The organism is Mycobacterium sp. DL99 (assembly GCF_004762045.1).
In the GTDB taxonomy this organism is placed as follows: domain Bacteria; phylum Actinomycetota; class Actinomycetes; order Mycobacteriales; family Mycobacteriaceae; genus Mycobacterium.
This window is the reverse complement of the sequence record NZ_SJOM01000007.1, coordinates 4,851,307-4,875,306: the sequence shown is the minus strand read 5'-3', so window position 1 is coordinate 4,875,306 and position 24,000 is coordinate 4,851,307. Positions and strand designations below refer to the sequence as shown.

Below are 24,000 nucleotides of genomic sequence, written 5' to 3'. Positions count from 1 at the left end.
AGAACACCACACACGCGGGCTGACGCGGTTGCTCCCACGGCGGGACCCACGGCGGCGGGGCGGCCGGCGTCTCCGACGGGATGGCCTGCGCCGGACCCGGCAACGGGCCGAGCACCTGCCCGGGGGCGAAACCGGGAACGTTCTGGGTACCGGTCTCATTGCGGTTGAGCAGCGGAATCAAGGCCAGCGGATCGCCTGCGGGGAGCCCGGTGGCATCCGCGGGCAGTCCCGGGCCGAGGCCTTCCGCGTGGTCCAGATGGGAATCGCCGATCGGCGGAATGGACCCGGTGATCTCGGGCAGGTCGACCGGCACCACGCCCGTGGCATACGCCGCGGCCCAGCCCAGGACGTTGCGGGCGTAGGCCACCGAGTTGTTGTACCGGAGGATGGCCGTCATGACCTGGGATTGATCACGCAGGTTGAGCCCACCGCTGCACAGGTAACGGGCGGCGGCCAGCGCCGAGTCGAACACGTTCTGCACATCGGCCTTGCCGTCACCGTCGCCGTCGGAGGCGTAGCGGGCCCAGGTTCCGGGCAGGAACTGCATCGGCCCCATGGCCCGGACGTACGAGACCCGTCCGGCCTGCGCGCTCTGGATGATGATCTCGTTGCCGGGCAAGGTGCCGTCGAGTGCCGGGCCGTAGATCGGGCGGACGGCAGTGCCGCGGGCATCGGTGGCGCCGCCGTTGGCGTGCCCGGATTCGATCCGCCCGATACCGGCGAGCAGATTCCAGCTGATGCCGCAGCCGGGGTAGGCCGCGGCCATCATCCGTTCGGCATTGCGGTACGCCTTCAGTGATGTTCCTGGAATGCCAAGGGCGCCAGGGCTATTGACGACGAACGCGGGCGGGGGAGCCGAAATCGTGTTCATCGCCTTGATGCGGAAGTTCGTCGGCGGCCTGGCCGCGGCGACCACCGCGGGACCCGAGCGGTCGATTTGGGGTTCGACAGAGGCCAGCGGAGTGACGGCGGTGTTGGACACGCCGGCACCCGGGGCGGCCGATCCGGCGCCGGCGACCAGCACGATGGGGGCCAGGACGGCTACGCCGAGCGCAGGTGAGCGCACAAGCTGGCTCATCCGGCGCCGAGCGGTGGCGATCACCGCTCCTCCCCCTACGCGCACTTACCCGTCCTTAGGTCAGCTTTGGCCAAATACCATGTTGTGAACCAAGTCACCATACATAGTCCTGGTTTCTGTTGTTACGACAATCGTTGACAGCGAGATCAACCACTGCGTTTGGACCTGCGCTCGCCGCCGTCGGCTTTGCTCGCGACTGCGCGCTCGGTATCGGCCGGCAAGGTGAGTTCGGTGATTAGATCGCGCAGTTCTTCCAACTCGCGGCGCAGGTAATCGCGCGTCGCGACCTCGCCCACCGCCAGCCGGAGCGACGCCAGCTCGCGGGCCAGGTACTCGGTGTCGGCCTTGGTCCGCTCGGCCCGGCGCCGGTCCTCCTCCAGCGAGACCCGGTCCCGGTTCTCCTGCCGGTTCTGGGCCAGCAGGATCAGCGGGGCGGCATAGGCGGCCTGGGTCGAGAAGGCCAGGTTGAGCAGGATGAACGGGTAGGGGTCCCACTGAAACGCGAAGACGCCGATGTTCAGCGCGATCCAGATCAATACGAAGATCGTCTGGATCGCCAGATATCGGCCGGTGCCGAGGAACCGGGCGACGGATTCTCCCACCTGGCCGACAGCTTCGACGTCGACGCGCAACCCGAAGCTGCGGCGCGTGCGCGGCGTGTCAAGCCGCTGGCGCGCGGTCGATTCGCTCATGAGCCCGCCACCGGCAGCTCGGGTTCATCGCGTTCCCGCCAGTCGTCGGGCAGCATGTGGTCGAGCACGTCGTCCACCGACACCGCACCCAGCAGGTGGTTCTCCTCGTCGAGCACCGGCCCGCACACCAGGTTGTAGGCGGCGAAGTAGCGGGTCACCGCGGCGAGCGAATCGTCCGGGCTCAGACTCGGCAGGTCGGTGTCGATGATGCCGCTCACCAGGGCGGAAGGGGGTTCTCGCAGTAGTCGCTGCAGGTGGACGCAGCCCAGGTACTGACCCGTCGGAGTGGCGGTCGGCGGCCGGGTGACGAAGGCCATCGAGGCCAGAGCGGGCGTGAGGTCCGGGTCGCGTGCCCGCGCCAGCGCCTCTGCGACGGTGTTGTCAGGCGCCAGGACCACGGGCTCGCTGGTCATCAGACCGCCCGCGGTGTCGGGTGAGTGGGCCAGCAGCCGTCGCACATCCTCGGAGTCCTCGGGGTCCATCTCCAGCAGCAGCGCCTCGGCGTCGGCCGGGGTCATGGAGCCGAGGACGTCGGCAGCATCGTCGGGATCCATCGCTTCGAGGACGTCCGCCGCGCGTTCGGTTTTCAGCTGGCGCAGCACCGCTGCCTGCTCGTCCTCGGGCAGCTCCTGCAGCACGTCGGCCAGACGCTCGTCGTCGAAGGCCCGGTACAACTCGTAGCGCCGCTTGACCGGCAGTTCGCGGAGCGCCTCGGCCACCTCGACCGGGCGTTGACCCTCGAACTGCTCGAGCAGCGAGGCCACGCCCTGGTCGGGCATCGCGAGACCCGACGGGGTCAGCCCGTGCACGTTCTGCCACTCGACGACGTGGATGTTGCTGCGCCGCCCCAGACGTCGCTGTGGGCGCACCGCCACCCGGGTCACCACCCAGTCCCGGGTCCGGGTCTGTTCGATGCCCAGATCGACTACCACGACGTCGATTCCGGCCAGCTGTTCCAGATCCGGATCGTCGATCCGCACCCGGGTCTCCAGCACCTGGCCCAACACCAGCACCTCGCCGGGGCGTTGGGCGAAGCGGCGCAGCGACACACTGCCGGTGGCCAGTGTCACCGAACCCGGTTCGATCGCGGTGACCCTCAGGATAGGAACGAAAATCCTTCGCCGGGTGAGCAATTCGACGACCAGGCCGAGAACCCGCGGTTGCTGGCGGACGATGCTGATACTGATCACCACATCGCGGACACGGCCGACAGACTCCCCGTCGGGACCCAGCACCACCATCCCCGCTAGCCGGGCCGCGTAGACCCTGTTCACCGCCGCCATGAGTCAAAGGGTAGAGAGTGTTGTCGTGGAGAACACGTATCGACCCCGTAGAACGTGCCTCTCGGTTCCGGGAAGCAGCCTGAAGATGATCGAGAAGGCCAAAAGCCTGCCCGCTGACGAGGTGTTCCTGGACCTGGAGGATGCGGTCGCTCCCGAGGCCAAGGAATCGGCCCGTACGCAGGTGGCGGCGGCGCTGGCAGACGACGGCTGGGCCGGCCAGCTGCGCGGGGTGCGGGTCAACGACTGGACCACACCGTGGACCTACGCCGATGTGATCGAGGTGGTCACCGGGGTTGCGGCCGCCGGCACCGACTTGGACCTGATTGTGTTGCCGAAGGTGACCGAGGCGGCCCATGTCCAGGCCCTCGATCTGCTGCTCAGCCAGCTGGAGGCCACCCACGGCCTGGAACCCGGCCGGATCGGCATCGAGGCGCAGATCGAGAACGCGCAGGGACTGACCAACATCGACGCCATCGCGGCGGCCCCACGCGTGCAGGCGCTGGTGCTCGGCCCCGGGGACATGGCGGCCAGCCTCAACATGCGCACCCTGGAGGTCGGTGGGCAGCCCGACGGATACGACATCGGCGACGCCCACCACCACGTGCTGATGCGCATCCTGATCGCCGCGCGCAACCGCGGTATCAACGCGATCGACGGGCCGTACGTGAAGGTGCGCGACGTCGACGGGTTCCGCCGGGTGGCCGGCCGTTCAGCCGCGCTGGGCTACGACGGCAAGTGGGTTCTGCATCCGGACCAGATCGAGGCGGGCAACGAGATCTTCAGCCCACGCCAGGCCGACTACGACCATGCCGAGCTGATCCTCGACGCCTACGAATGGCACACCTCGCACGCCGGTGGGGCCAGGGGAGCGGTGATGCTGGGCGACGAGATGATCGACGAGGCCAGCCGGAAGATGGCGCTGGTGGTCGCAGGCAAGGGCCGGGCGGCTGGGATGACTCGGCTGGCCGAACCGTTCCGGCCGCCGAGCTGAGGCGGGTCGTGCAGTGCCGCACCGCAATTCGATGCGGCCTGCTACGTGGAGGATATGCCGATCAGGAACAACAGGATCCAGCCCCCGTTGAGGAGGGTGCCGAGCACGCCGATGATGATGCCGGCGATTGCCAGGCCCCGGCCTGATTGTCCGCCCTGCGGACCGAAGCCGGATTGCCCGCCCTGCGGACCGAAGCCCGCCTGCTCGCTCCGCGTGATCTGGTTCAGCGCGGTGATCCCGAGACCGATTCCGACCAGGGCGGGAAGCAGTCCGATCGCGCACATCGCGAGCAGTGGCAGCGACATGATCGAGGCCACCAGCGATCCGATGGCCACGCTGTTGGTCGTGCCCGACGGCGACATCCCGTAGCCGCCGGGGTATCCGGGGCCGGTTGGGTACGCGGGGTATCCCGGCATGCCGTAACCCGGCGGAGGCGGATACCCGGGCACTGGCGGGGGATAGGGCGGGGGATAGCCGGCCGCGCCCGGGTACGGCGGTGGCGGCGCGTAGTCGTGTGGGATGTCCGCGGGATAGTCGATCGCGGGCGGATACGGCGGGCTGGCCTCGTAGCTCTGCGGTCCCAGCTCGTAGGACGGTTGCGCCCCGCCGCTGTGCGGCTGATCCTGGGAATGCTCGATGGAAGGTGCTTCGTAGCCGCCGGACAACGGTTCCGACGGCTGGGAGCCGGGGTCGGATGGCGGCGTTTCGCCCGCGTTGCCGTCCGGGTTTGTCATGCTGATCAACCTAGCGCACGGACGGCAACGCCCCGGTCGCGTGACTGCGGCACCAAATCCGGTGCCAGGGCGTTGCTGTAACGAGAGCCGCCGCCGAGCAGGCGGTGCGGAGGAGAGTGAAGATCGATGACGAGCCCATTTCAGTCCGGTCAGACACCGGGCGCCGCGCCCGCTGCGCGCGGCGCGTTGCCGACGCCGCCCAAAGGCTGGCCAATCGGTTCCTACCCGACGTACGCGGAGGCCCAGCGTGCCGTCGACTACTTGTCCGACCAACAGTTCCCGGTGCAGCAGGTGACGATTGTCGGGGTGGATCTCATGCAAGTCGAGCGGGTCACCGGTCGGCTGAGCTGGCCCAAGGTGCTCGGCGGTGGTGTGCTGTCGGGTGCCTGGCTCGGCTTGTTCATCGGCCTGATCCTGGGTTTCTTCAGCCCCAACCCGTGGAGCGCACTGCTCACCGGCCTGGTCGCCGGTGTCTTCTTCGGCTTGATCACCTCGGCCATCCCTTATGCGATGGCTCGCGGCACAAGAGATTTCAGTTCGACGATGCAGCTGGTCGCAGGCCGCTACGACGTTCTGTGCGATCCGCAGAGTGCCGAGCAGGGTCGGGATCTGCTGGCGCGCTTGACGATCTGACCTCATATGCGGCCGCGGGCCGGCCGCGGTGGCAAATGTCCGCAGGTCACGATTGTGACGCGGCACGCCCAAACTGTTGCACATAAGCGGGCAGAGCTCTACGGTTTGCGCGCGGGAGCCGCTCTGGCGGCGACATCGAATGCGAACGGGAGGCACAGCGGTGCGCGCTCGGCGGCTATGTGCTGCGGCAGTGGCCGCGTTGACGACGGCCTCGGTGCTGTCTGCGTGTGGTAAGGCCGATGACGGGATCGTCATCAACTACTACACGCCGGCCAACGAGATGGCGACTTTCACCGCCGTTGCCAAACGCTGCAACTCCGAACTCGGCGACCGCTTCACCATCAAGCAGGTGAGTTTGCCGAAAGGTGCTGACGACCAACGGTTGCAGCTGGCCCGGCGGCTGACCGGTAACGACAAGACCCTCGACATCATGGCGCTCGACGTGGTGTGGACCGCCGAGTTCGCCGAGGCGGGCTGGGCGGTCCCGCTATCAGAGGATCCGGCGGGTGAGGCGGAATCCGACGCGCTGGACAACACCCTGCCCGGTCCGCTGGAGACCGCCCGCTGGCAAGGCAAGTTGTACGCATCACCGATCACCACCAACACCCAATTGCTTTGGTACCGAGCCGATTTGATGGCTGAGCCGCCGTCCACCTGGGACGGTATGGTGTCTGAGGCGAACCGCCTGCACGCAGCGGGCAAGCCCAGTTGGATTGCGGTGCAGGCCAAGCAGTACGAGGGCCTGGTGGTGTGGTTCAACACCCTGCTGGCCAGTGCGGGAGGGCAGGTGCTCTCCGATGACGGGAAGACCGTCACGCTGACCGATACGCCGGAGCATCGTGCGGCGACGGTCAAGGCGCTGGAAATCATCAAGTCGGTTGCCACTGCGCCCGGCGCCGATCCGTCGGTGACCCAGACCGATGAGGGGACTGCCCGACTCGCACTCGAGCAGGGCAAGGCCGCCCTCGAGGTCAACTGGCCGTTCGTGCTGCCCTCGCTGCTGGAGAACGCAGTGAAGGGCGGAGTGAACTTCCTGCCGCTCAACGAGCGTGCCGACCTCGCCGGGGCCATCAACGATCTGGGCACCTTCTCGCCCACGGACGAACAGTTCGAGTCTGCCTACGAGGCCAGCAAAGATGTGTTCGGGTTCGCCAACTATCCGGGCGTGCGCGAGGGGGAGCCGGCCAAGGTGACCCTGGGCGGGCTGAACCTCGCGGTGGCCAAGACCAGCCAGCACAAGGCCGAGGCCTTCGAAGCCATCCGATGCCTGCGCAACGTCGAGAACCAGCGCTACACCTCGGTCGAGGGCGGGTTGCCCGCGGTGCGCGAGTCGCTCTACGACGATCCGGCGTTCCAGGCCAAGTACCCGCAGTACGCGATCATCCGTGAGCAGCTCACCAACGCCGCGGTGCGTCCCGCGACCCCGGTGTATCAGGCTGTGTCCACCCGCATTTCGGCCACCCTGGCCCCGATCACCGACATCGATCCGGAGCACACCGCCGATGAGCTGACCGAACAGGTGCAGAAGGCCATCGACGGCAAGGGGCTGATTCCATGAGCCGCACCGACAACCGCACGTCCGAACGCAAGTTGGCGTTCGCGCTGATCGCGCCCGCCGTGATTCTGATGATTGCGGTGACCGCGTACCCCATCGGATATGCGGTGTGGCTGAGCCTGCAGCGCTACAACCTGGCGGCCCCGGACGACACCGCCTTTGTGGGGTTCGCCAACTACCAGACCATCCTCACCGACCGCTACTGGTGGACGGCGTTCGCGGTGACGCTGGCGATCACCGTCGTCTCGGTGACCATAGAGTTCGTACTCGGCATGGCGCTGGCACTGGTCATGCACCGCACCATCTTCGGTAAGGGTGTGGTCCGTACCGCGGTGCTGATCCCCTACGGGATCGTGACGGTGGCGGCCTCCTACAGCTGGTACTACGCCTGGACGCCGGGTACCGGTTACCTGGCGAACCTGCTACCCGACGGCAGCGCCCCGCTGACCGAGCAGCTGCCATCGCTGGCCATCATCGTGCTCGCCGAAGTGTGGAAGACCACCCCGTTCATGGCGCTGCTGCTGCTCGCCGGCCTGGCGCTGGTGCCGCAGGATCTGCTCAACGCTGCCCAGGTCGACGGCGCCGGAGCCTGGACGCGGTTGGTGAAAGTGATTCTGCCGCTGATCAAACCGGCCATCCTGGTCGCGCTGCTGTTCCGGACCCTCGACGCGTTCCGGATCTTCGACAACATCTATGTGTTGACCGGAGGTGCCAACAACACCGGGTCGGTGTCGATCCTGGGGTACGACAACTTGTTCAAGGCATTCAACCTCGGATTGGGTTCGGCCATCAGCGTGTTGATCTTCCTGTCGGTGGCGATCATCGCGTTCATCTTCATCAAGATCTTCGGTGCGTCGGCGCCCGGTGCAGACGTGGAGGGACACCGATGACCGAGCGAGTGGGTGCGCGGCGCGCGACCGGGTGGACGATCGTGAACATCCTGGTGGTGCTCTATGCGTTGGTACCGGTGTTGTGGATCCTGTCGCTGTCGTTGAAACCGACGTCAAGCGTCAAGGACGGCAAGCTGATTCCGACCAAGATCACGTTCGACAACTACAAGGGCATCTTCAGTGGCAACATCTTCACCTCGGCACTGATCAACTCGATCGGTATCGGTCTGATCACCACGGTGATCGCCGTGGCGATCGGCGGCATGGCCGCCTACGCCGTGGCACGGTTGGATTTTCCCGGCAAGAAGCTGTTGGTGGGCGTAGCCCTGTTGATCGCGATGTTCCCGCAGATCTCGCTGGTGACCCCGATCTTCAACCTGTGGCGGAGCATCGGGTTGTTCGACACGTGGCCCGGGCTGATCATTCCCTACATCACGTTCGCACTGCCGCTGGCGATCTACACACTGTCGGCGTTCTTCCGGGAGATCCCATGGGATCTGGAGAAGGCCGCCAAGATGGACGGGGCCACTCCGGCCCAGGCCTTCCGCAAGGTGATCGCGCCGTTGGCGGCCCCGGGCATCGTCACCGCGGCCATCCTGGTCTTCATCTTCGCGTGGAACGACCTGCTCCTGGCGTTGTCGCTGACCGCGACGCAGCGGGCGATCACCGCACCCGTGGCGATCGCGAACTTCACCGGCAGTTCGCAGTTCGAGGAGCCGACCGGGTCGATCGCGGCGGGCGCGATGGTCATCACCATCCCGATCATTATCTTTGTTCTCATCTTCCAGCGGCGCATCGTCGCTGGCCTTACATCCGGTGCGGTAAAGGGGTAATTGGATGGCCGAAATTGTGTTGGACCGGGTCACCAAGAGTTACCCCGACGGTGCAGGCGGTACCAGAGAAGCCGTCAAAGAGTTCTCGATGACCATCGCCGACGGCGAGTTCATCATCCTGGTGGGGCCGTCGGGCTGCGGTAAGTCGACCACGCTGAACATGATTGCCGGGCTTGACGACATCTCGTCGGGCGAGCTGCGCATCGGGGGCGAGCGGGTCAACGAGAAGGCGCCCAAGGACCGCGATATCGCGATGGTGTTCCAGTCCTATGCGCTCTACCCGCACATGACGGTGCGCCAGAACATCGCATTCCCGTTGACCTTGGCCAAGCTCAAGAAGGACGAGATCGCGGCCAAGGTCGAAGAGACCGCCAAGATCCTCGACCTGACCGAACTGCTCGACCGCAAGCCGGCCCAGCTGTCCGGCGGGCAGCGTCAGCGGGTGGCGATGGGCCGGGCGATCGTGCGCCGCCCCAAGGCATTCCTGATGGACGAGCCGTTGAGCAACCTGGACGCCAAGCTGCGCGTGCAGATGCGTGCCGAGATCGCGCGGCTGCAGAGCCGGCTGGGCACCACCACGGTCTACGTGACGCACGATCAGACCGAGGCGATGACGCTGGGGGATCGCGTCGTGGTGTTGCTGGCCGGCGAGATCCAGCAGATCGGCACGCCTGACGAGCTGTACAACAACCCCGCGAACCTGTTCGTGGCCGGTTTCATCGGATCCCCGGCGATGAACTTCTTCCCGGCCACCTTCACCGACGTCGGGGTGCGGCTGCCGTTCGGCGACGTCACTCTGACGCCGCAGGTGCACGATCTGCTGGACCGTCAGCCCAAACCCGACAACATCATCGTCGGAATCCGGCCCGAGCACCTGGAGGATGCGTCGCTGCTCGACGGGTACGCCCGGATCCGGGCGCTGAGCTTCGGAGTGCGTGCCGACATCGTCGAATCGCTCGGTGCGGACAAGTACGTGCACTTCACCATCGACGGTGCCGGCGCCGAGGCGGCGCAGCTCGCCGAGTTGGCCGCCGATTCCGGGGGCGGTGTCAACGAGTTCGTGGCTCGGGTGTCGGCAGAATCCACGGTGGCCAATGGTCAGCAGATCCAGTTGGCGTTCGACACCTCAAAGTTGGTGATCTTCGATGCCGAAACCGGAGCGAACCTGACCCGTACCGAGCCCGTGGCGGCCGAGGAGCCCGAGGAGCCCGAGACCGAAGAAGCCGAGGCACCCGAGGCATCCGAGGCAGCTGCACCCGCCGAATCGGCCGAATCGGCCGGAGAACCGACAGAAGAGTGATCGACGTCCTGGCTGCGGTTCGCGCCCATGTGGTCGAGCACTTCGATGCGGCGGGTATCACCGCGGAACCTGTCAGCGCCAGCGTCACCTTCCTGGGAACCGAGCGCATCGATGTGCTGCGGTTCGGGCCGGACCTGCGGGCCGGGGGTACCGACAGTTCTGGCAGGGATCTGTATCACTATGTGACGCTGGGCTGTTCGCGGCACCCGATGTTCGATCCGACTGAGCTGGTCTCCGATCCGATCCACGGTCCCCGGGCCGAGGTGGTGCTGTCGCTGCGGGGGCCGACCCCCGGCGGGCTGGCCCGGTCGCTGGCCGTCCTGGCTGCCGCACCCGCCGTGGAGGGGCTGATCCTGGAGGCCGACGCGCTCGTCGACCTGGAGACGCAGTTGTTCGACTCCGCACCGTTCAGTGCATTCCTGTTGGGCCCCAGCGATATCGGCGAGGTAGTCCTGCCCGACCCGCTGTCTCCGGTGACGGTGCTCTCGGCCACGCCGATCACTGCCACCGAGGCTGCCTGGGTGCGGCTCAAGGGTGCGGATGCGATGCGCGAGGCGTGGCAGACCGACGGGGTCGACGTGCTCGATCCGACCCGTAGGGCCGCCAGCCCAAGCTGATCCGGGCTAGAGCCAATCGTTGTGACGGAACGTGCGGTACAGCACGAAGCAGATGGTGGCCATCGCCAGAAGCACGGCGGGATAGCCCCACGTCCACTGCAATTCGGGCATGTGTTCGAAGTTCATCCCATAGATCCCGGCCATCGCGGTGGGTACCGCGGCGATCGCCACCCACGCCGAGATCTTGCGCATGTCGACGTTCTGCTGCATGGCGACCTTGCCGAGCGCGGCCTGCACCAGTGAGCTGAGCATCTCGTCGTAGCTCGTGACGCGGTCGGAGGCCTGCACATTGTGGTCGTGCACGTCGCGCATGTACCTGCGCACCTCGACCGAGATCAGGTCGTTGTGGTCGGTCAGCAACCGGGCCAGCGCAAGCGTCAACGGCGCCACGGCACGGCGCATCTCGACGACCTCCCGCTTGAGCAGGTAGATGCACTCGATGTTGGTGTGCGTGCGGGGGGAGAAGATGTCCTCCTCCATGGCGTCGATGTCGGTTTCCATCAAGTCGGTCACGTCGAGGTAGCTGTCCACCACGTGGTCAGCGATCGCGTGCATGACGGCGAATGGTCCGAGTTTGAGGATGGCGGGCGAGGATTCGAGCTGTTTCCGGACCCCGGCCAGTCCGCCGTGCTCGCCGTGCCGCACGGTGACCACGAAGTCCGGCCCGACGAAGATCATGATCTCGCCGGTCTCGACGATCTCGCGGGCCAGCGCCACCGACTCGTGCTCGACGTAGTTGATGGTCTTGAGCACCAGGAACAGGGTCTTGTCGTACCGTTCGAGCTTGGGACGCTGGTGGGCGTGCACAGCATCCTCGACAGCCAGCTCGTGCAAGCCGAAAACGTCTGCCACCGACTGCATCTGGAATTCGTCGGGTTCGTGCAGGCCGATCCAGACGAACGCCTTCTCGCCTGCGGCCTGCAGTTCGCGGACCTTGTTCAGTGCCGCCGCGTGGGTGTATTTGCCGGGCAGCCGGTCGCCACCGCTGTAGACACCGCAATCGACCATGGCCCGCGCCACCGGAACGTGGATCGTCCTGGCGTCCGGGTCTGCGGGCCGGGTCCTCGCCGTGGCCCGCAGGGCCGGTGGCAAGGCGCGGAATGTGGGCATCGTTTCCGGCCTTCCTGCGCGATGTGCAGCAACCTGATCAGCACAACGAATGGTACGCGTACCTACTGTTAAGTAACGCTCACCAGCGGGGAACCCGCCCCTGTGAGAATTGGCATTGAAGTACCCTTGCGCCGTGTCGGAAAGTACAGTCGCCTCCTCGTCCGAGCGCTCGTCAGCGGAGCGCACCCCGCAAGTTGTCATCGAAGACGCCGAGATCTTCGATCATCACGAAGGCGGAAAGCTCTCGGTCGAGTTGAAGGAGCCGCTGGATACCCAGCGTGCGCTGTCGATCGCCTACACCCCTGGCGTCGCCCAGGTGAGCCGGGCGATCGCCACTGATCACACCCTTGCCGCCAAGTACACATGGGCCAACCGCCTGGTCGCGGTGGTCAGCGACGGTACCGCGGTGTTGGGCCTCGGCGACATCGGCCCCGCGGCGTCGCTGCCGGTCATGGAGGGTAAGAGCGCGCTGTTCAAGTCCTTCGGAGGGCTGAACTCGATCCCGATCGTGCTCGCTACCAAGGATCCCGACGAGATCGTCGAAACCCTGATCCGGCTGCGTCCGACGTTCGGCGCGGTGAACCTGGAGGACATCTCGGCCCCGCGGTGCTTCGAGATCGAGCGCCGGGTCATCGAGGCGCTGGACTGCCCGGTCATGCACGACGACCAGCACGGCACGGCGATCGTGGTGCTGGCCGCGCTGCTGGGCGCCACCAAGGTGCTCGAGCGGGACATCCATGCATTGCGTGTGGTCATCTCGGGTGCCGGTGCGGCGGGTGTCGCCTGCGCAAACATCTTGCTGAACAAGGGCATCGCCGACGTCGTCGTGCTCGATTCGCAGGGCATCGTGCACTCCGGCCGGGACAACCTCAATGCCTTCAAGGCGGAGCTGGCCGGGCGCACCAACCCGCGCAAGCTCACCGGCGGTGTGGCCGAGGCGCTCGAGGGCGCCGACGTCTTCCTCGGGGTGTCGGCCGGCGTCGTGCCCGAGGAGCTCATCGCGACGATGGCGCCCAACGGCATCGTCTTCGCACTGTCCAACCCGGATCCCGAGATCCACCCGGACGCCGCCCGCAAATACGCGGCGGTCGTGGCGACCGGGCGCAGCGACTTCCCGAACCAGATCAACAACGTGCTGGCCTTCCCCGGGGTATTCCGCGGTGCACTGGATGCCGGCGCCCGCCGCATCACGGAGAAGATGAAGGTGGCGGCTGCCGAGGCGATCTTCTCCGTCGTCGGCGATGATCTGGCCGTCGACCACATCGTGCCCAGTGCGCTGGATCCGCGGGTCGGCCCTGCGGTTGCGGCCGCGGTCGCGGCGGCGGTTGACCCCGCAGAGTCCTGAGCTCACGAATGCGCCGCACCCTGGCGTCGGCACTACTGCTGCTGTTGGCGCTGGTGGCACCGGTGTTGGGGGGATGCGTGTCCAACTCGGCCCCGGCCGCTCTTGCGGTCGGGGCGGGTCCGGCGCCCGAGTCGGTGCTGCTCGGTCATCTCTACGCGGCGGCGCTGCGCTACTACGGCACCCCGGCGGTGGTGACCGACACCGATGGCGTCCCCGGCGTGCTGGATTCCGGATCGGTGACGGTGCAGCCGGGGTTCACCGGCAGGTTTCTGACCGAGCTCGATCCGAGCGCCACGGCACGCGCGGATGAACAGGTCTACCGGGATCTGCTGTCGGCGCTACCCGAAGGTGTCGCGGCCGGCGACTACACCATGTCGGCGCAGGACAAGCCCGCGCTGGTGGTCACCACGGCCACGGCCACGGCGTGGGGTGGGACCGATCTGAGCGCGCTGCGCCGTAACTGTGCCAAGGCCCGGCCGGGTGCCGTGGCGTCGATGCGTGTGCCCGCGGCAGTCGGGTCGTGCACGTTGCCCACGGCACTCGTGTTCCCTGATGACAAGAGCCTGTTCGTGGCCCTGCGGGCCGGCAAGATCAACGCGGCCTGGTCGACGACGGCCGATCCTGCCATCCCGTCGGACCTGACCGTGTTGGCTGACAAGACGTCCCTGATCCGCGGCGAGAACGTGGTGCCGCTGTATCGCCGCAACACGCTCGACGAGCGCCAGATCCTGGCTCTCAACGAGATCGCCGGTGTCCTCGACACGGGGTCACTGGCCGATATGCGCAGGCAGGTCGCCGAGGGCAAGGATCCCGGTGCGGTGGCCGATGCGTTCCTCCAGGCCAACCCGCTGGGTCACTGAGCCTTCCCGGTCAGCCGGGCAGGCGCCGGGTGATGACCAATCCGGCCACAGTGGCCGGCACCAGGACCATCACTCCCAGCCAGTCCGACGGTGAACACCGCGAACGAGCACACCAACAGCAGTGCGGGTACCTGCCGCCATCGTGAAATCCGTTGCGGGGCAACGCTGGAAAGCAGGTCCAGAGTCGCGAAGCGCAGCACGCGCCTGCGTTGTGACACCTGCGCCACCGCATACCGGGCGCACAGGGCCGGTACCGGTGTCTGCTGCTGTCAGGCTCAGGCGTGGCGGATGCGCAGCGGCATGTCCGGGTCGGCGTGCCCGCCGATCGCCTCTCGGATGACAGCGAGTACGCGCGGGTCTGTCGCGACGTAGACCTGGCGCTTGCCGTGCCGTTGGGCGCGCACCAGGCCGGCCAGCTTGAGCTTGCCGAGGTGGTGGCTCACGGTGGCCAGGCTCTGTCCGGTCTTGTCGGCCAGGGTGCCGACGTCCTGTTCGCCGCGGGAGAGCAGCCACAGGATGTGCAGACGTACGGGCGCGGACAGCAACCCGAAGGTGGCCGCGGTGTCTTGCAACAGCCGCGGCGGAAGCTCGTCGTCAGCTGGCGTGGGGTCGGGCACGGAACTCCTCTCGGTGGCATCTGCCAGGCTGACGGATTTCTAACAGTTGTGCAAGCGTTTGACTGTTCGGATGTCTTGGGTTCTACTGGACTGCGACGCCGCACCCGCGGCGAACGGCGGCTTGGAGGTGGACCACATGGTCGAGGGAAGTAGTACCCGCCTCCGCGCACGGACGCAGCGCAACCTGTTGCAGTCCGTCTAGCCGGCCTCGGTCCGCGCGGAGCACAAACCCCACCCAAGGAGCCTCCGACGCGATAAGGACCGGATCATGACCTCACCCGGGATTCACCGCAGTGCGGGCCGTCTCGACGCGGTCGGCGACGTGATGCCGCTGCGCGAACTGGCCGAGGCGCCGGTGTTCACGGTGTTCCAGCAGATGGACGCGACGCCGCGGGGACTGACCGAAGCGCAGGCGGCTGAACGGCTGCACCGCCAAGGCGAGAACCTCCCAGCAGCCGCCGAGGACGGCTTCTTCGCGCGGCTCGCCGCGGCACTGCGCAGTCCGTTCGTCGCCCTGCTCAGCGGACTCGCCGCGATCTTCGTGGCCGTCGGTGACCCGCGCGGATCCATCACCGTGGCCGTAATGGTGGTCCTCGCGGTCGGGCTGCGGCTGTGGCAGCAGACGCGGACGGTACGGGCGACGCGACAGCTGCGCACCCTGGCATCGGCCACCGCGACGGTGCGCCGCCGGGCCGACGAATCCGAGGAACCGCTCGAGCGTGAAGTGCCGGTGAGCGACCTGGTGCCCGGCGACGTCGTGACGCTGCGGGCCGGCGACGTGGTGGCAGCCGATCTGCGGCTGCTGTCCTGCACCGACCTCCTCATCGACCAGTCGGTGCTCAGCGGTGAGGCGCTGCCGGTGCGCAAGAGCGCCTCGGTGGCCGACGGCGCCGCGGCCGGCACCGGGATCATCGAATCGGCCAGCCTGTGCTTCGCGGGATCGGCCGTGGTCGCGGGAAGCGGTACCGCGGTGGTGGTGGCCACCGGAAGTCAGACCTACGGCGGATCGCTCGCGCGCGACGCCGCTCGCGTGCGCACGGAGTCCAGCTTCGACATCGGGGTCCGCACCGTCGGCTGGACCCTGATCCGGTTCATGCTGGTGCTGGTCCCGATCGTGTTCGTGGTCAACGGATCAGTCTCTGGAATCTGGTCCCAGGCAGCGATGTTCGCGGTGGCGGTGGCGGTCGGCCTGACCCCGGAGATGCTGCCCGTCATCGTCACCTCCAATCTCGCACGGGGTGCCACCCGGCTGGCCCGCGACCGGGTGGTGGTGAGCCGGCTCAACGCCATCCAGGATCTGGGTGCGGTGGAGGTGTTGTGCGTCGACAAGACCGGAACCCTCACCGAGGACCGGGTGGTCTACGCCAACAGCATCGACGTCACCGGCCGGATCGATCACGGGGTTGCCGAGTTCGCCTACCTCGCATCATTTTTCGCCGATGAGTCGCACGACCGGCTGGACGCCGCGATGTGCGAGATGCTGGCCGAACACGGCATGCCGTTGCTGGCCGAGGCCGCTTTCGACAAGGTCGACGAGATCGCCTTCGACCCTGCGCGCCGCCGCTCCAGCGTGGTGGTGCAGCGCCAGCCGGATGAGCATGTACTGATCTGCAAAGGTGATCCCGACCGGGTGCTGCCGCGCTGCTCGCGGGTGTGGCTGGAGCAGGCGGATGTCGCGCTGGGCGACGACGTCCGGCTGGAGGCCGACGATCTCGTTCAGGCTTACCGCAGGCAGGGGATGCGGGTGCTGGCCGTGGCGGTCAAGCCGGGACCCGCCCGCCTGGAGCATTACCGCGAGGACGACGAAACCGACCTGATACTGGCCGGATTCGTGGGATTCGTCGATCCGGTACGGGCCAGCGCGGCGCCCGCTGTCGGCCGGCTCGCCGACTGCGGCGTCGAGGTGAAGATTCTCACCGGCGACAGCGCGATCGTCGCCCGGCAGGTCGCCGGCCAGGTCGGGGTCGACCCGGAGCGGGTGTTGGTCGGTACCCAGATCGACCGGATCGGCGACCACAGGTTACCCGCGGTGGTGACCGGAACGTCGGTGTTTGCCGAGTTGGGGCCGGGGCACAAGGTCAGGATCGTGTCCGCGCTCCGCCAAAATGGCTGTGCTGTCGGCTTTCTCGGTGACGGAGTGAACGACGTCGCGGCGTTGCGCACCGCCGACGCCGGGATCGCCGCCGACACCGCCACCGACGCGGCCAAGGACGCCGCCGACGTGATCCTGTTGGACAAGGATCTCGAAGTGGTGGCCCGCGCCGTGGTCGAGGGCCGGCGCACGTTGGCCAACACCATGAAGTACGTCAAGATCACCGCCGCGTCGAACTTCGGCAACGTGTTGTCGGTCGTCGCCGCAAGTGTTCTCCTGCCGTTCCTGCCGATGCTGCCCATCCAGTTGATGGTGCAGAACCTGCTGTACGACACCGCACAACTGGCCTTGCCGTGGGACCGGGTCGAGCGTGACTACCTGCGTGCGCCGCGACGGTGGCCGTCGGACGGCCTGGTCGGCTTCATGGTGGTCTTCGGTGTGCTGAGCTCGATGTTCGACCTGGCCACATTCGCCGCGCTGTGGTGGATCTTCGGGGCCGGCCAGAACCCGGCGATGTTCCATGCCGGTTGGTTTGTCGAAGGCCTGCTGACCCAGCTCGCGGTGGTGCTGGTGCTGCGCTCGACAATGGCGCCGTGGCGCGGCGCGCGTCCCGCCCGCATCGTGGTGGCGGCAGCCGCCGTCGTGGCGGGTGTGGGTCTGGTCCTCGGGTTCACCCCGTTGGCCGGTCTGCTCCAAATGAGTCCGTTGCCAATGACATACGCACTGTGGTTGACCGCGGTCGTGGCGGCGTACGGACTCGCCGCGCACGTGGTCAAGCGCAGGTACCTTCGCCGGCACCGTAGCTGGCTGTAATTCCTTCACGATTTCGAAAGCGAGCGCAGGATGACGACTGCGGAGATGTTGCTGCGCCTTGGGACCGGGGTGGGCCTGGGGGCACTGATCGGACTGGAGCGCCAGTACCGGGCGCGTATGGCGGGGCTGCGCACCAATGCGCTGGTGGCCGCCGGGGCCACGCTTTTCGTGTTGCTCTCGGCGCACGGCTTCGCCGGTGCCACCGCTGACCCGACACGGGTGGCCGCCCAGATTGTGTCCGGTATCGGATTTCTCGGCGGCGGGGTGATCCTGCGCGAGGGATTGACCGTGCGCGGGCTGAACACCGCGGCCACCCTCTGGTGTTCGGCGGCGGTCGGTGCGCTGGCGGGGGCCGGCATGTACGTCGAGGCGGTCGCCGGTGCCGGTGTCGTGGTCGCCGTGCACGTGATCCTGCGGCCGGTCGGGATGTTCGTGGACCGGCAGCCCGACACCGGGACCGAGACCCCGACCACCTACACGTTCCGCGCGATGGCAGCCGACAGCGCCGAGGCGCACGTGCGCACAGTTCTGGTAGATGCACTGTCCCGCACCGATTTTGCGCTGCAATCGGTGCAGAGCACGCACATGGCCGACGGCGACCGGGTTGAGGTGTGCGCGACGCTGAGGGCACCCGGGCGTGACGACAAGGGCATGGAGACGGCGGTCAGCCGGTTGTCGTTCGAGCCGTCGGTGATCAGTGTGCGGTGGCAGATCGACGAACCAGAGACCAACGAGGATCAGGACTGAGGCGATATGGCTGTGACACAAACCTTTCCGACCCGCGGCGCCCTGTCGCGACCGTCCCGCAGCGTGGCTGCCGACGTGCTGGTGTTCGTCGGCGCGGCCGCGGTGCTGTGGGTGGTCGTGCGGCTCGTGCAGAGCGCCGCAGTGCCGTGGCAGGTGACCTCCGCCCCGTCCTCGGTGTCCACCGATCTGGCGAATCTGCCGTACTACGCGGGCCGGTCGCTGTTGCGCATGTTCGCCGCGCTCGGGCTGTCGCTGGTGTTCACCTTCGTCTACGCCACCGCCGCGGCACGCTTGCGGCGGGCCGAGAAGGTGCTGATCCCACTGCTGGACATCCTGCAGTCGGTGCCGATCCTGGGCTTCCTGTCGATTACCATCACCGGCTTCATCGCGTTGTTCCCGGGCTCGGAGCTCGGGCTGGAATGCGCCGCGATCTTCGCGATCTTCACGTCGCAGGCCTGGAACATGACGTTCTCGTTCTACTACTCGCTGAAATCGCAGCCGCGTGAGCTGGATGAGGCCTGTCGGCTGCTGAGACTGTCTCGGTGGCAACGGTTCTGGCGGGCGGATCTGCCCGGCGGCATGATCCCGCTGGTGTGGAACGGCATGATGAGTTTCGGCGGCGGCTGGTTCTTCCTCACCGCGGCCGAGGCGCTCAGCGTCAACAACCACGAATTCGCGTTGCCGGGTATCGGCGCGTTCGTCGCCGCCGCGAGCGACGCAGGTGAACTGAACAAGGTGCTGGTGGCGATCTCGGTGATGATCGTGATGGTGGTCGGGGTGAACGTGCTGTTCTGGCGCCCGCTCACGGCCTGGGTGGAACGGTTCCGGATGGAGGATTCCGAGGCGGCGCAGGCGCCACGCAGTATCACCCTGGACGTGTTGCGCCGGTCGAATGTCTCGCGCCTGGTGGGACGTCCGCTCGGTTTTCTGGTCTACCCGATGGATCGGGTGATGTCGGTGTTCGGCATCGCCGAGCGCCCACTACGGACCGCGATGGCCCGGCGCCGGTTGGGGGACTGGGTGTTCGGGGTCGTTCTGGCGGTACTCATCGGGTACGGCTGCTATCGCGCGATCGGTTTCATCTCGAGCACCGTCGGTCTCGGCGAGGTCGGCGATGCACTGCTACTCGGGCTGGCCACCTTTGCCCGGGTCGTGGTGCTGGTGGCGGTCGCGACCGCGATCTGGGTTCCGGTGGGGGTGTGGATCGGATTGAACCCCAAGGTGTCCCGGCTGGCGCAACCGGTGGTCCAGGTGCTGGCGTCGTTTCCGGCGAACTTCCTGTTCCCTCTGGTCACCGCGGTGTTGCTGTTCACCGGCATCAGCCTGAACATCGGCGGCATCCTGTTGATGGCACTCGGTGCGCAGTGGTACATCCTGTTCAATGTCATCGCGGGGGCCAGCGCGATCCCCAACGACCTGCGCGAGGCCGCCGCCAATCTCCGGCTACCGCGAATGCTGTGGTGGCGCAAGCTGATTCTTCCCGCGATCTTCCCGAGCTACGTCACGGGCGGCATCACTGCCGCGGGCGGGGCCTGGAATGCGTCCATCGTGGCCGAGGTGGTCAGCTTCAACGGCACCACGCTGACCGCAACCGGTCTGGGTGCCTACATCACCCATGCGACCGCGGCAGGCGACGGCGGTCGCATCCTCGTCGGCGTGATCGTCATGAGCATGTACGTGGTCGCGACCAACCGGCTGTTCTGGCGTCGCCTGTACACCTTGTCCGAACGCCGATTCTCCTTGTCCTGAAATGAAATCCGATGGAGGTTCCCATGACCGACAACGTACTGATCAGCGTCGACGGCGTGAGCAAGAGTTTCACCGGGTCGGCCGGTGACTCCCTGCTGGTGCTCGACGACATCAAGCTGGACCTGCGGGCCCGCGAGGTCGTCGCACTGCTGGGCCGCTCCGGCTCCGGCAAGTCGACCCTGCTGCGCACGATCGCCGGCCTGATCGCCCCGACGAGCGGCTCCGTCCGTTATCGCGGCACCGAGCTCAACGGCGCGAATCCAGGCACCGCCATGGTGTTTCAGACGTTCGCGCTGATGCCGTGGCTGACCGTGCAGGACAATGTCGAGCTCGGCCTGGCCGCCCGCGGTGTGTCGCCGTCACGGCGGCGGGCGCAGGCCCTGGCCGCGATCGACATGATCGGCCTGGACGGGTTCGAATCGGCTTATCCGAAGGAGCTTTCCGGCGGCATGCGGCAGCGGGTCGGGTTCGCCAGGGCGCTGGTGCTGGAGCCGGATCTGCTGTTGATGGACGAGCCGTTCTCCGCGCTGGACGTGCTGACCGCCGAGAACCTGCGCACCGAGCTGATGGCGCTGTGGACCGGAGGGCAGTTCCCGACCCAGGCGATCTGCCTGGTGACCCACAACATCGAGGAGGCCGTGCTGCTCGCCGATCGGGTCATCGTGCTGGACGCCAACCCCGGCCGGATCCGCGCCGAGGTCAGCGTGGACCTGGCCCGGCCCAGGGACCGCCGCGCTCCGGCGTTCGAGGCGCTGGTTGACAAGCTCTACGAGCTGTTGACCGGTACCGAATCCGGTGCGGCGCGGCCCGAATCCACCGAGGCGACCCCGACGAGCGTCCCGCTGCCGGATGCCACCGTCGGCGGCCTGGCCGGGCTGGTCGAGATCGTCTACGCCAGAGGCGGGAAAGCCGACCTGCCCGACATCGCCACCGAACTCAACTTCGAGATCGACGACCTGCTGCCGCTCGTGGACGCCGCGGCCATGCTCGGGATGTTGCACGTGCGCCACGGGGACCTCGAATTGACGGTTACCGGAGGTGAATTCACCACCGCCGACATCCAGTCGAGCAAGCGGATCTTCGCCGAGCAGGCGCGCACACGGGCGCCGTTGGTCCGCACCATCTGCACCGCGCTGGGTACCAGCTCCGATGGAAACCTGCGGGCCGGGTTCTTCCTGGATCTGCTCCGGCGTGGGTTCGGTCCGGACGACGCCCAGCGCCAACTCGACATCGCGATCGACTGGGGTCGCTACGGCGAGCTGTTCGACTACGACACCGACAGCGACCAGATCTCGGCAGATCCAGTGGCCGGCGTCAGCGCGGGATCATCCGACCCATCGCGGAGGCGAACAGCTTCTGGTAGCCGGAGCCGGTGATCCGCACGATGACGTCGAGGATCTTGGCGTCGGCCCCGACCAGCACGCGCGCCTTGTCCTTGCGCACGGCCTCGAGGATGATCGTGGCGGCGCGCTGGGGAGTGGTGTTGGCCAGCTGCCGATCGAAGGTTTCCGCGAGCGCCTTCTGGTCCAGTCCCTCGGCGACGGTGGCATTGCGCGCGATGGCGGTCTTGATCCCGCCCGGGTGCACACACGTCACCTTGACCGGATGCTTGGCCAGGGCCATTTCCTGACGCAGGGCCTCGGTGAAGCCGCGCACCGCGAACTTGGCCGAGTTGTAGGCGGCCTGGCCGGGAACCGAGAAGATGCCGAACAGGCTGGAGACGTTGATGACGTGCCCGTCGCCGGAGGCGATCAGGTGCGGCAGGAAGGCCTTGGTGCCGTTGACGACGCCCCAATAGTCGACGTCCATCACCCGCTCGATGTCCTTGAACTGGCTGATCTCGACGTCGCCGCTGAATGCGATGCCTGCGTTGTTGTAGATCTGGTTGACCTTGCCGAAGTGCTCCTTGACCGCGTCGGCGTAGAGCAGGAAAGCCTCGCGCTCGGTGACGTCGAGCCGGTCGGTCTTGACCTCGGCGCCGATCGCCTTGAGGCGTTCCTCGGTGACGGCCAGGCCTTCGGTGTCGACGTCGCTGATCGCCAATTTGGCGCCCGAGCGTCCCAGCTCGATGGCCAGAGCCTGTCCGATGCCTGATCCGGCGCCGGTTACGACGGCGACCTTTCCGGCGAAGCCTTCCATGCCCACTCCCTTGTGTCGTTCGACCTTTTGTCGAGATTAGCCGGTACCCGCGGTCTCGCGTTCGTCGGCTGGCTTGGTGGCGGTCACCAGGTGAGTTCCCACATAAGGGCCGCCCCACCACATCCGCCAGCCGAGATTTCTTCGCCGCACGTCTTGCCAGCCGATGGCGCGCAACCGGTCGGTGTGGCGCCGGGTGTCCCAGATATCGGCGATCGCCAGTCGCCCACCGGGGCGCAACACCCGGGCGGCCTCATCGAGTGCGCGGGACCGGCCGGCGCGATCCGGGATGTTGTGAATGGCCAGGCTGCTGACGATGACGTCGACGCTGGCATCGTCGAACGGCAGCGCGGTCATGTCGCCGGTGTGTACCTCGACCCTGTCGGCGACGCCCTCGGCTGCCGCGTTGGCCAGAGTCTGCTCCGGCGAGTTGCCGGTCTGATCGGCACGCCACAGGTCGACGCCCAGGGCGCGTCCGTCCGGTAGCCGTTTGGCCGCGGCGTGCAGCACCGCGCCGCGCCCGCAGCCGAGATCGAGCAGCGTCTCATCGCCCCGCAGGGCCAGGTCGTCGAGGATGTCGCGCCACACCACGAACTTCCCGCGCCGCGTGGCGTGCACGAACAATCCGACGGTGGTCGCCAGCAACGCGGCCAAACCCCCTGCGAGCCGGCCGGTTCGGTGTCGACCGCGAACGATGCCGATGATCGCCGTGATCAGCAGGCCGATGAACGCGCCGCCGGCGATCGCGGCCTGGTTGCGTGCCGACACCTTGTTGTAATCGCCGTCGAATCCGTAATCCGGGGAGTCCATTTCTCCCACGGTAGGGCTATGACGCCGCCGCGCGCACCGGCCGCCATACCTGCGCCAGGGCCTCCAGCGGAATTCCGAGGGCGTCGCTCAGTCCGACGACCGTGCCGAACGCGGGGGAGGGCAGCCGGCCGGTCTCGATCTTGCGCAGGGTCTCCGGGGAGATGCCGGCATGTTCGGCCACCTCGTCGAGCGAGCGGGCGCCCCGGGCGGCGCGCAGGGTCTCGCCGAGCCGTCGGCCGGCCGCGATCTGTGCGGGTGTGAGCGGGGTGCGGACCACGGCTCCACGGTAGCGCCGGTATTTATATACCGCTAGTGTTGGTATTTAAATACCGAGGAAGGTGTAGACATGATCGAGCTGAAGACCGACGCCGAGATCGAGAAGATGCGGGTCACCGGGCGGTTCGTGGCCGAGGTGCTCAGCGAGCTGAGTGGGCTCGCCGCGATCGGAGTGAACCTGCTCGACCTCGAACACCACGCCCGCGACATGGTCAAACGCCGCGGCGCCGAGTCCTGCTACTGGGACTACGACCCGTCGTTCGGCAAAGGTCCGTTCCGCAACGTCATCTGCCTGTCGGTCAACGACGCTGTGCTGCATGGCCTTCCGCATGACTACCGGCTGTGCGACGGCGATGTGCTCAGCATGGACTTCGCGGTGTCCATCGACGGTTGGGTGGCTGACGCGGCGCGCACCGTGATCGTCGGCACCCCCGCGGCCGCCGACGTGCGACTGGTCCGGGCCACCGAGGAGGCGCTGGCCGCCGGAACCGCCGAAGCACGGCCGGGTAACCGGCTCGGCGACATCTCGGCCGCCATCGGCGCCGTCGCGGCCGACTACGGCTACCCGGTCAACCTCGAATTCGGTGGGCACGGGCTGGGCCGGACCATGCATGAGGACCCGCACGTGCCCAACCGCGGCAATCCGGGCCGCGGCATGAAGTTGCGGGCGGGGATGACGCTGGCGCTCGAACCGTGGCTTGCCGCCGGCACCAACCGCATCGTCTACGACCGCGACGGGTGGACCATCCGATCGGCCGACGGCTCCCGTACCGCCCACACCGAGAACACCGTGGCGATCACCGAGTCCGGCCCGCTGGTACTGACGTGCTGACTCTTGC

Annotated in this window: 23 protein-coding genes; 14 read left to right on the top strand and 9 right to left on the bottom strand. The window is 67.2% G+C overall.

Annotated features, from left to right (window positions below; all coding sequences use genetic code 11):
* The 3 genes from EYZ64_RS23730 to EYZ64_RS23720 all read right to left on the bottom strand — a co-directional run.
* The coding region (locus EYZ64_RS23730) for a lytic transglycosylase domain-containing protein (RefSeq protein WP_286175328.1) at positions 1–1,078 on the bottom strand (1,078 nt) is incomplete at its 3' end.
* Between the two features lie 146 nt (positions 1,079–1,224).
* Complete coding sequence (locus EYZ64_RS23725; protein WP_135457263.1) at positions 1,225–1,770, bottom strand: DUF1003 domain-containing protein; 546 nt, start codon at positions 1,768–1,770, stop codon at positions 1,225–1,227.
* A complete protein-coding gene (locus tag EYZ64_RS23720; RefSeq protein WP_135457261.1) occupies positions 1,767–3,053 on the bottom strand; it encodes a magnesium transporter MgtE N-terminal domain-containing protein in 1,287 nt (428 codons plus the stop codon). The genes EYZ64_RS23725 and EYZ64_RS23720 overlap by 4 nt, the downstream gene beginning before the upstream one ends.
* Positions 3,054–3,078: 25 nt before the next feature.
* Between EYZ64_RS23720 and EYZ64_RS23715 the strand changes: the two genes are divergently transcribed.
* Positions 3,079–4,044: an HpcH/HpaI aldolase/citrate lyase family protein gene (locus tag EYZ64_RS23715; RefSeq protein WP_135457259.1), complete on the top strand. Its 966-nt coding sequence runs from the start codon at positions 3,079–3,081 to the stop codon at positions 4,042–4,044.
* 41 nt (positions 4,045–4,085) lie between these two features.
* Here the strand turns inward: EYZ64_RS23715 and EYZ64_RS23710 are convergent, their stop codons facing one another.
* Positions 4,086–4,778: a DUF4190 domain-containing protein gene (locus EYZ64_RS23710; RefSeq protein ID WP_135457257.1), complete on the bottom strand. Its 693-nt coding sequence runs from the start codon at positions 4,776–4,778 to the stop codon at positions 4,086–4,088.
* Positions 4,779–4,904: 126 nt separating this feature from the next.
* Here EYZ64_RS23710 and EYZ64_RS23705 point away from each other — a divergent pair, with 126 nt between their 5' ends.
* The 6 genes from EYZ64_RS23705 (at position 4,905) to EYZ64_RS23680 (ending at position 10,606) form a co-directional block, all read left to right on the top strand.
* Positions 4,905–5,411: a YflT domain-containing protein gene (locus EYZ64_RS23705; RefSeq protein WP_135457255.1), complete on the top strand. Its 507-nt coding sequence runs from the start codon at positions 4,905–4,907 to the stop codon at positions 5,409–5,411.
* 160 nt (positions 5,412–5,571) lie between these two features.
* Complete coding sequence (locus EYZ64_RS23700) at positions 5,572–6,969, top strand: ABC transporter substrate-binding protein (protein ID WP_135457253.1); 1,398 nt, start codon at positions 5,572–5,574, stop codon at positions 6,967–6,969.
* Complete coding sequence (locus tag EYZ64_RS23695; RefSeq protein ID WP_135457251.1) at positions 6,966–7,856, top strand: carbohydrate ABC transporter permease; 891 nt, start codon at positions 6,966–6,968, stop codon at positions 7,854–7,856. The genes EYZ64_RS23700 and EYZ64_RS23695 overlap by 4 nt, the downstream gene beginning before the upstream one ends.
* 8 nt (positions 7,857–7,864) lie before the next feature.
* Positions 7,865–8,689, top strand: a complete 825-nt coding sequence (locus EYZ64_RS23690; RefSeq protein ID WP_210115690.1) for a carbohydrate ABC transporter permease — start codon at positions 7,865–7,867, stop codon at positions 8,687–8,689.
* A gap of 4 nt (positions 8,690–8,693) precedes the next feature.
* Positions 8,694–9,989 carry an ABC transporter ATP-binding protein gene (locus tag EYZ64_RS23685; protein WP_135457247.1) on the top strand — a complete coding sequence of 432 codons (1,296 nt, stop codon included), beginning with the start codon at positions 8,694–8,696 and terminating at the stop codon, positions 9,987–9,989.
* Positions 9,986–10,606 carry a suppressor of fused domain protein gene (locus tag EYZ64_RS23680; protein WP_135457245.1) on the top strand — a complete coding sequence of 207 codons (621 nt, stop codon included), beginning with the start codon at positions 9,986–9,988 and terminating at the stop codon, positions 10,604–10,606. Before EYZ64_RS23685 ends, EYZ64_RS23680 begins: the two co-directional genes overlap by 4 nt.
* Before the next feature lie 6 nt (positions 10,607–10,612).
* Here the strand turns inward: EYZ64_RS23680 and corA are convergent, their stop codons facing one another.
* The gene (gene corA, locus EYZ64_RS23675) at positions 10,613–11,716 is read right to left on the bottom strand and encodes a magnesium/cobalt transporter CorA (RefSeq protein WP_135457243.1); all 1,104 of its coding nucleotides are present in this window, start codon (positions 11,714–11,716) and stop codon (positions 10,613–10,615) included.
* A gap of 133 nt (positions 11,717–11,849) precedes the next feature.
* On the opposite strand from corA, the gene EYZ64_RS23670 reads away from it, so the two are divergent.
* Both EYZ64_RS23670 and EYZ64_RS23665 read left to right on the top strand, forming a co-directional pair.
* The gene (locus EYZ64_RS23670) at positions 11,850–13,061 is read left to right on the top strand and encodes an NAD(P)-dependent malic enzyme (protein WP_135457241.1); all 1,212 of its coding nucleotides are present in this window, start codon (positions 11,850–11,852) and stop codon (positions 13,059–13,061) included.
* 8 nt (positions 13,062–13,069) lie between these two features.
* A complete protein-coding gene (locus EYZ64_RS23665; RefSeq protein ID WP_135457239.1) occupies positions 13,070–13,921 on the top strand; it encodes a glycine betaine ABC transporter substrate-binding protein in 852 nt (283 codons plus the stop codon).
* A gap of 275 nt (positions 13,922–14,196) precedes the next feature.
* Here EYZ64_RS23665 and EYZ64_RS23660 read toward each other — a convergent pair whose 3' ends face one another.
* Positions 14,197–14,538: an ArsR/SmtB family transcription factor gene (locus tag EYZ64_RS23660; RefSeq protein ID WP_135457237.1), complete on the bottom strand. Its 342-nt coding sequence runs from the start codon at positions 14,536–14,538 to the stop codon at positions 14,197–14,199.
* A 268-nt stretch (positions 14,539–14,806) separates the two neighbouring features.
* On the opposite strand from EYZ64_RS23660, the gene mgtA reads away from it, so the two are divergent.
* Genes mgtA through EYZ64_RS23640 form a run of 4 tightly spaced genes read left to right on the top strand, consistent with a single transcriptional unit; the run spans position 14,807 to position 21,315 of the window.
* The gene (gene mgtA / locus EYZ64_RS23655) at positions 14,807–17,443 is read left to right on the top strand and encodes a magnesium-translocating P-type ATPase (protein ID WP_135457235.1); all 2,637 of its coding nucleotides are present in this window, start codon (positions 14,807–14,809) and stop codon (positions 17,441–17,443) included.
* Between the two features lie 30 nt (positions 17,444–17,473).
* Positions 17,474–18,190 (top strand): MgtC/SapB family protein, encoded by a 717-nt coding sequence (locus EYZ64_RS23650; RefSeq protein WP_135457233.1) that lies wholly within the window; start codon positions 17,474–17,476, stop codon positions 18,188–18,190.
* A gap of 6 nt (positions 18,191–18,196) precedes the next feature.
* Positions 18,197–19,939 (top strand): ABC transporter permease, encoded by a 1,743-nt coding sequence (locus EYZ64_RS23645; protein WP_135457231.1) that lies wholly within the window; start codon positions 18,197–18,199, stop codon positions 19,937–19,939.
* Between the two features lie 23 nt (positions 19,940–19,962).
* Positions 19,963–21,315, top strand: a complete 1,353-nt coding sequence (locus EYZ64_RS23640) for an ABC transporter ATP-binding protein (protein ID WP_286175108.1) — start codon at positions 19,963–19,965, stop codon at positions 21,313–21,315.
* On the opposite strand, the gene EYZ64_RS23635 is transcribed toward EYZ64_RS23640, so the two are convergent.
* The 3 genes from EYZ64_RS23635 to EYZ64_RS23625 are packed head-to-tail and all read right to left on the bottom strand — an operon-like array spanning position 21,254 to position 23,162.
* A complete protein-coding gene (locus EYZ64_RS23635; RefSeq protein WP_135457227.1) occupies positions 21,254–22,078 on the bottom strand; it encodes an SDR family NAD(P)-dependent oxidoreductase in 825 nt (274 codons plus the stop codon). The two genes, EYZ64_RS23640 and EYZ64_RS23635, sit on opposite strands and share 62 nt — an antisense overlap.
* A 36-nt stretch (positions 22,079–22,114) precedes the next feature.
* Positions 22,115–22,885, bottom strand: a complete 771-nt coding sequence (locus EYZ64_RS23630; protein ID WP_135457226.1) for a class I SAM-dependent methyltransferase — start codon at positions 22,883–22,885, stop codon at positions 22,115–22,117.
* A 16-nt stretch (positions 22,886–22,901) separates the two neighbouring features.
* On the bottom strand, positions 22,902–23,162 hold the full coding sequence (locus tag EYZ64_RS23625) for a helix-turn-helix domain-containing protein (RefSeq protein WP_135457225.1): 261 nt from the start codon (positions 23,160–23,162) through the stop codon (positions 22,902–22,904).
* 69 nt (positions 23,163–23,231) lie between these two features.
* Between EYZ64_RS23625 and map the strand changes: the two genes are divergently transcribed.
* Positions 23,232–23,993, top strand: coding sequence for a type I methionyl aminopeptidase (gene map / locus EYZ64_RS23620; protein WP_135457224.1), 762 nt, complete (start codon positions 23,232–23,234; stop codon positions 23,991–23,993).
* The last annotated feature ends 7 nt before the right edge of the window (positions 23,994–24,000 follow it).

What these genes read in the sequence shown, in the direction of transcription:
- EYZ64_RS23725 (WP_135457263.1), bottom strand. Translation starts at nt 1,770, where the DNA reads ATGAGCGAATCGACCGCGCGCCAGCGGCTTGACACGCCGCGCACGCGC.
- EYZ64_RS23720 (WP_135457261.1), bottom strand. Translation starts at nt 3,053, where the DNA reads ATGGCGGCGGTGAACAGGGTCTACGCGGCCCGGCTAGCGGGGATGGTG.
- EYZ64_RS23710 (WP_135457257.1), bottom strand. Translation starts at nt 4,778, where the DNA reads ATGACAAACCCGGACGGCAACGCGGGCGAAACGCCGCCATCCGACCCC.
- EYZ64_RS23705 (WP_135457255.1), top strand. Translation starts at nt 4,905, where the DNA reads ATGACGAGCCCATTTCAGTCCGGTCAGACACCGGGCGCCGCGCCCGCT.
- EYZ64_RS23695 (WP_135457251.1), top strand. Translation starts at nt 6,966, where the DNA reads ATGAGCCGCACCGACAACCGCACGTCCGAACGCAAGTTGGCGTTCGCG.
- EYZ64_RS23685 (WP_135457247.1), top strand. Translation starts at nt 8,694, where the DNA reads ATGGCCGAAATTGTGTTGGACCGGGTCACCAAGAGTTACCCCGACGGT.
- corA (WP_135457243.1), bottom strand. Translation starts at nt 11,716, where the DNA reads ATGCCCACATTCCGCGCCTTGCCACCGGCCCTGCGGGCCACGGCGAGG.
- EYZ64_RS23665 (WP_135457239.1), top strand. Translation starts at nt 13,070, where the DNA reads ATGCGCCGCACCCTGGCGTCGGCACTACTGCTGCTGTTGGCGCTGGTG.
- mgtA (WP_135457235.1), top strand. Translation starts at nt 14,807, where the DNA reads ATGACCTCACCCGGGATTCACCGCAGTGCGGGCCGTCTCGACGCGGTC.
- EYZ64_RS23650 (WP_135457233.1), top strand. Translation starts at nt 17,474, where the DNA reads ATGACGACTGCGGAGATGTTGCTGCGCCTTGGGACCGGGGTGGGCCTG.
- EYZ64_RS23645 (WP_135457231.1), top strand. Translation starts at nt 18,197, where the DNA reads ATGGCTGTGACACAAACCTTTCCGACCCGCGGCGCCCTGTCGCGACCG.
- EYZ64_RS23640 (WP_286175108.1), top strand. Translation starts at nt 19,963, where the DNA reads ATGACCGACAACGTACTGATCAGCGTCGACGGCGTGAGCAAGAGTTTC.
- EYZ64_RS23635 (WP_135457227.1), bottom strand. Translation starts at nt 22,078, where the DNA reads ATGGAAGGCTTCGCCGGAAAGGTCGCCGTCGTAACCGGCGCCGGATCA.
- EYZ64_RS23630 (WP_135457226.1), bottom strand. Translation starts at nt 22,885, where the DNA reads ATGGACTCCCCGGATTACGGATTCGACGGCGATTACAACAAGGTGTCG.
- map (WP_135457224.1), top strand. Translation starts at nt 23,232, where the DNA reads ATGATCGAGCTGAAGACCGACGCCGAGATCGAGAAGATGCGGGTCACC.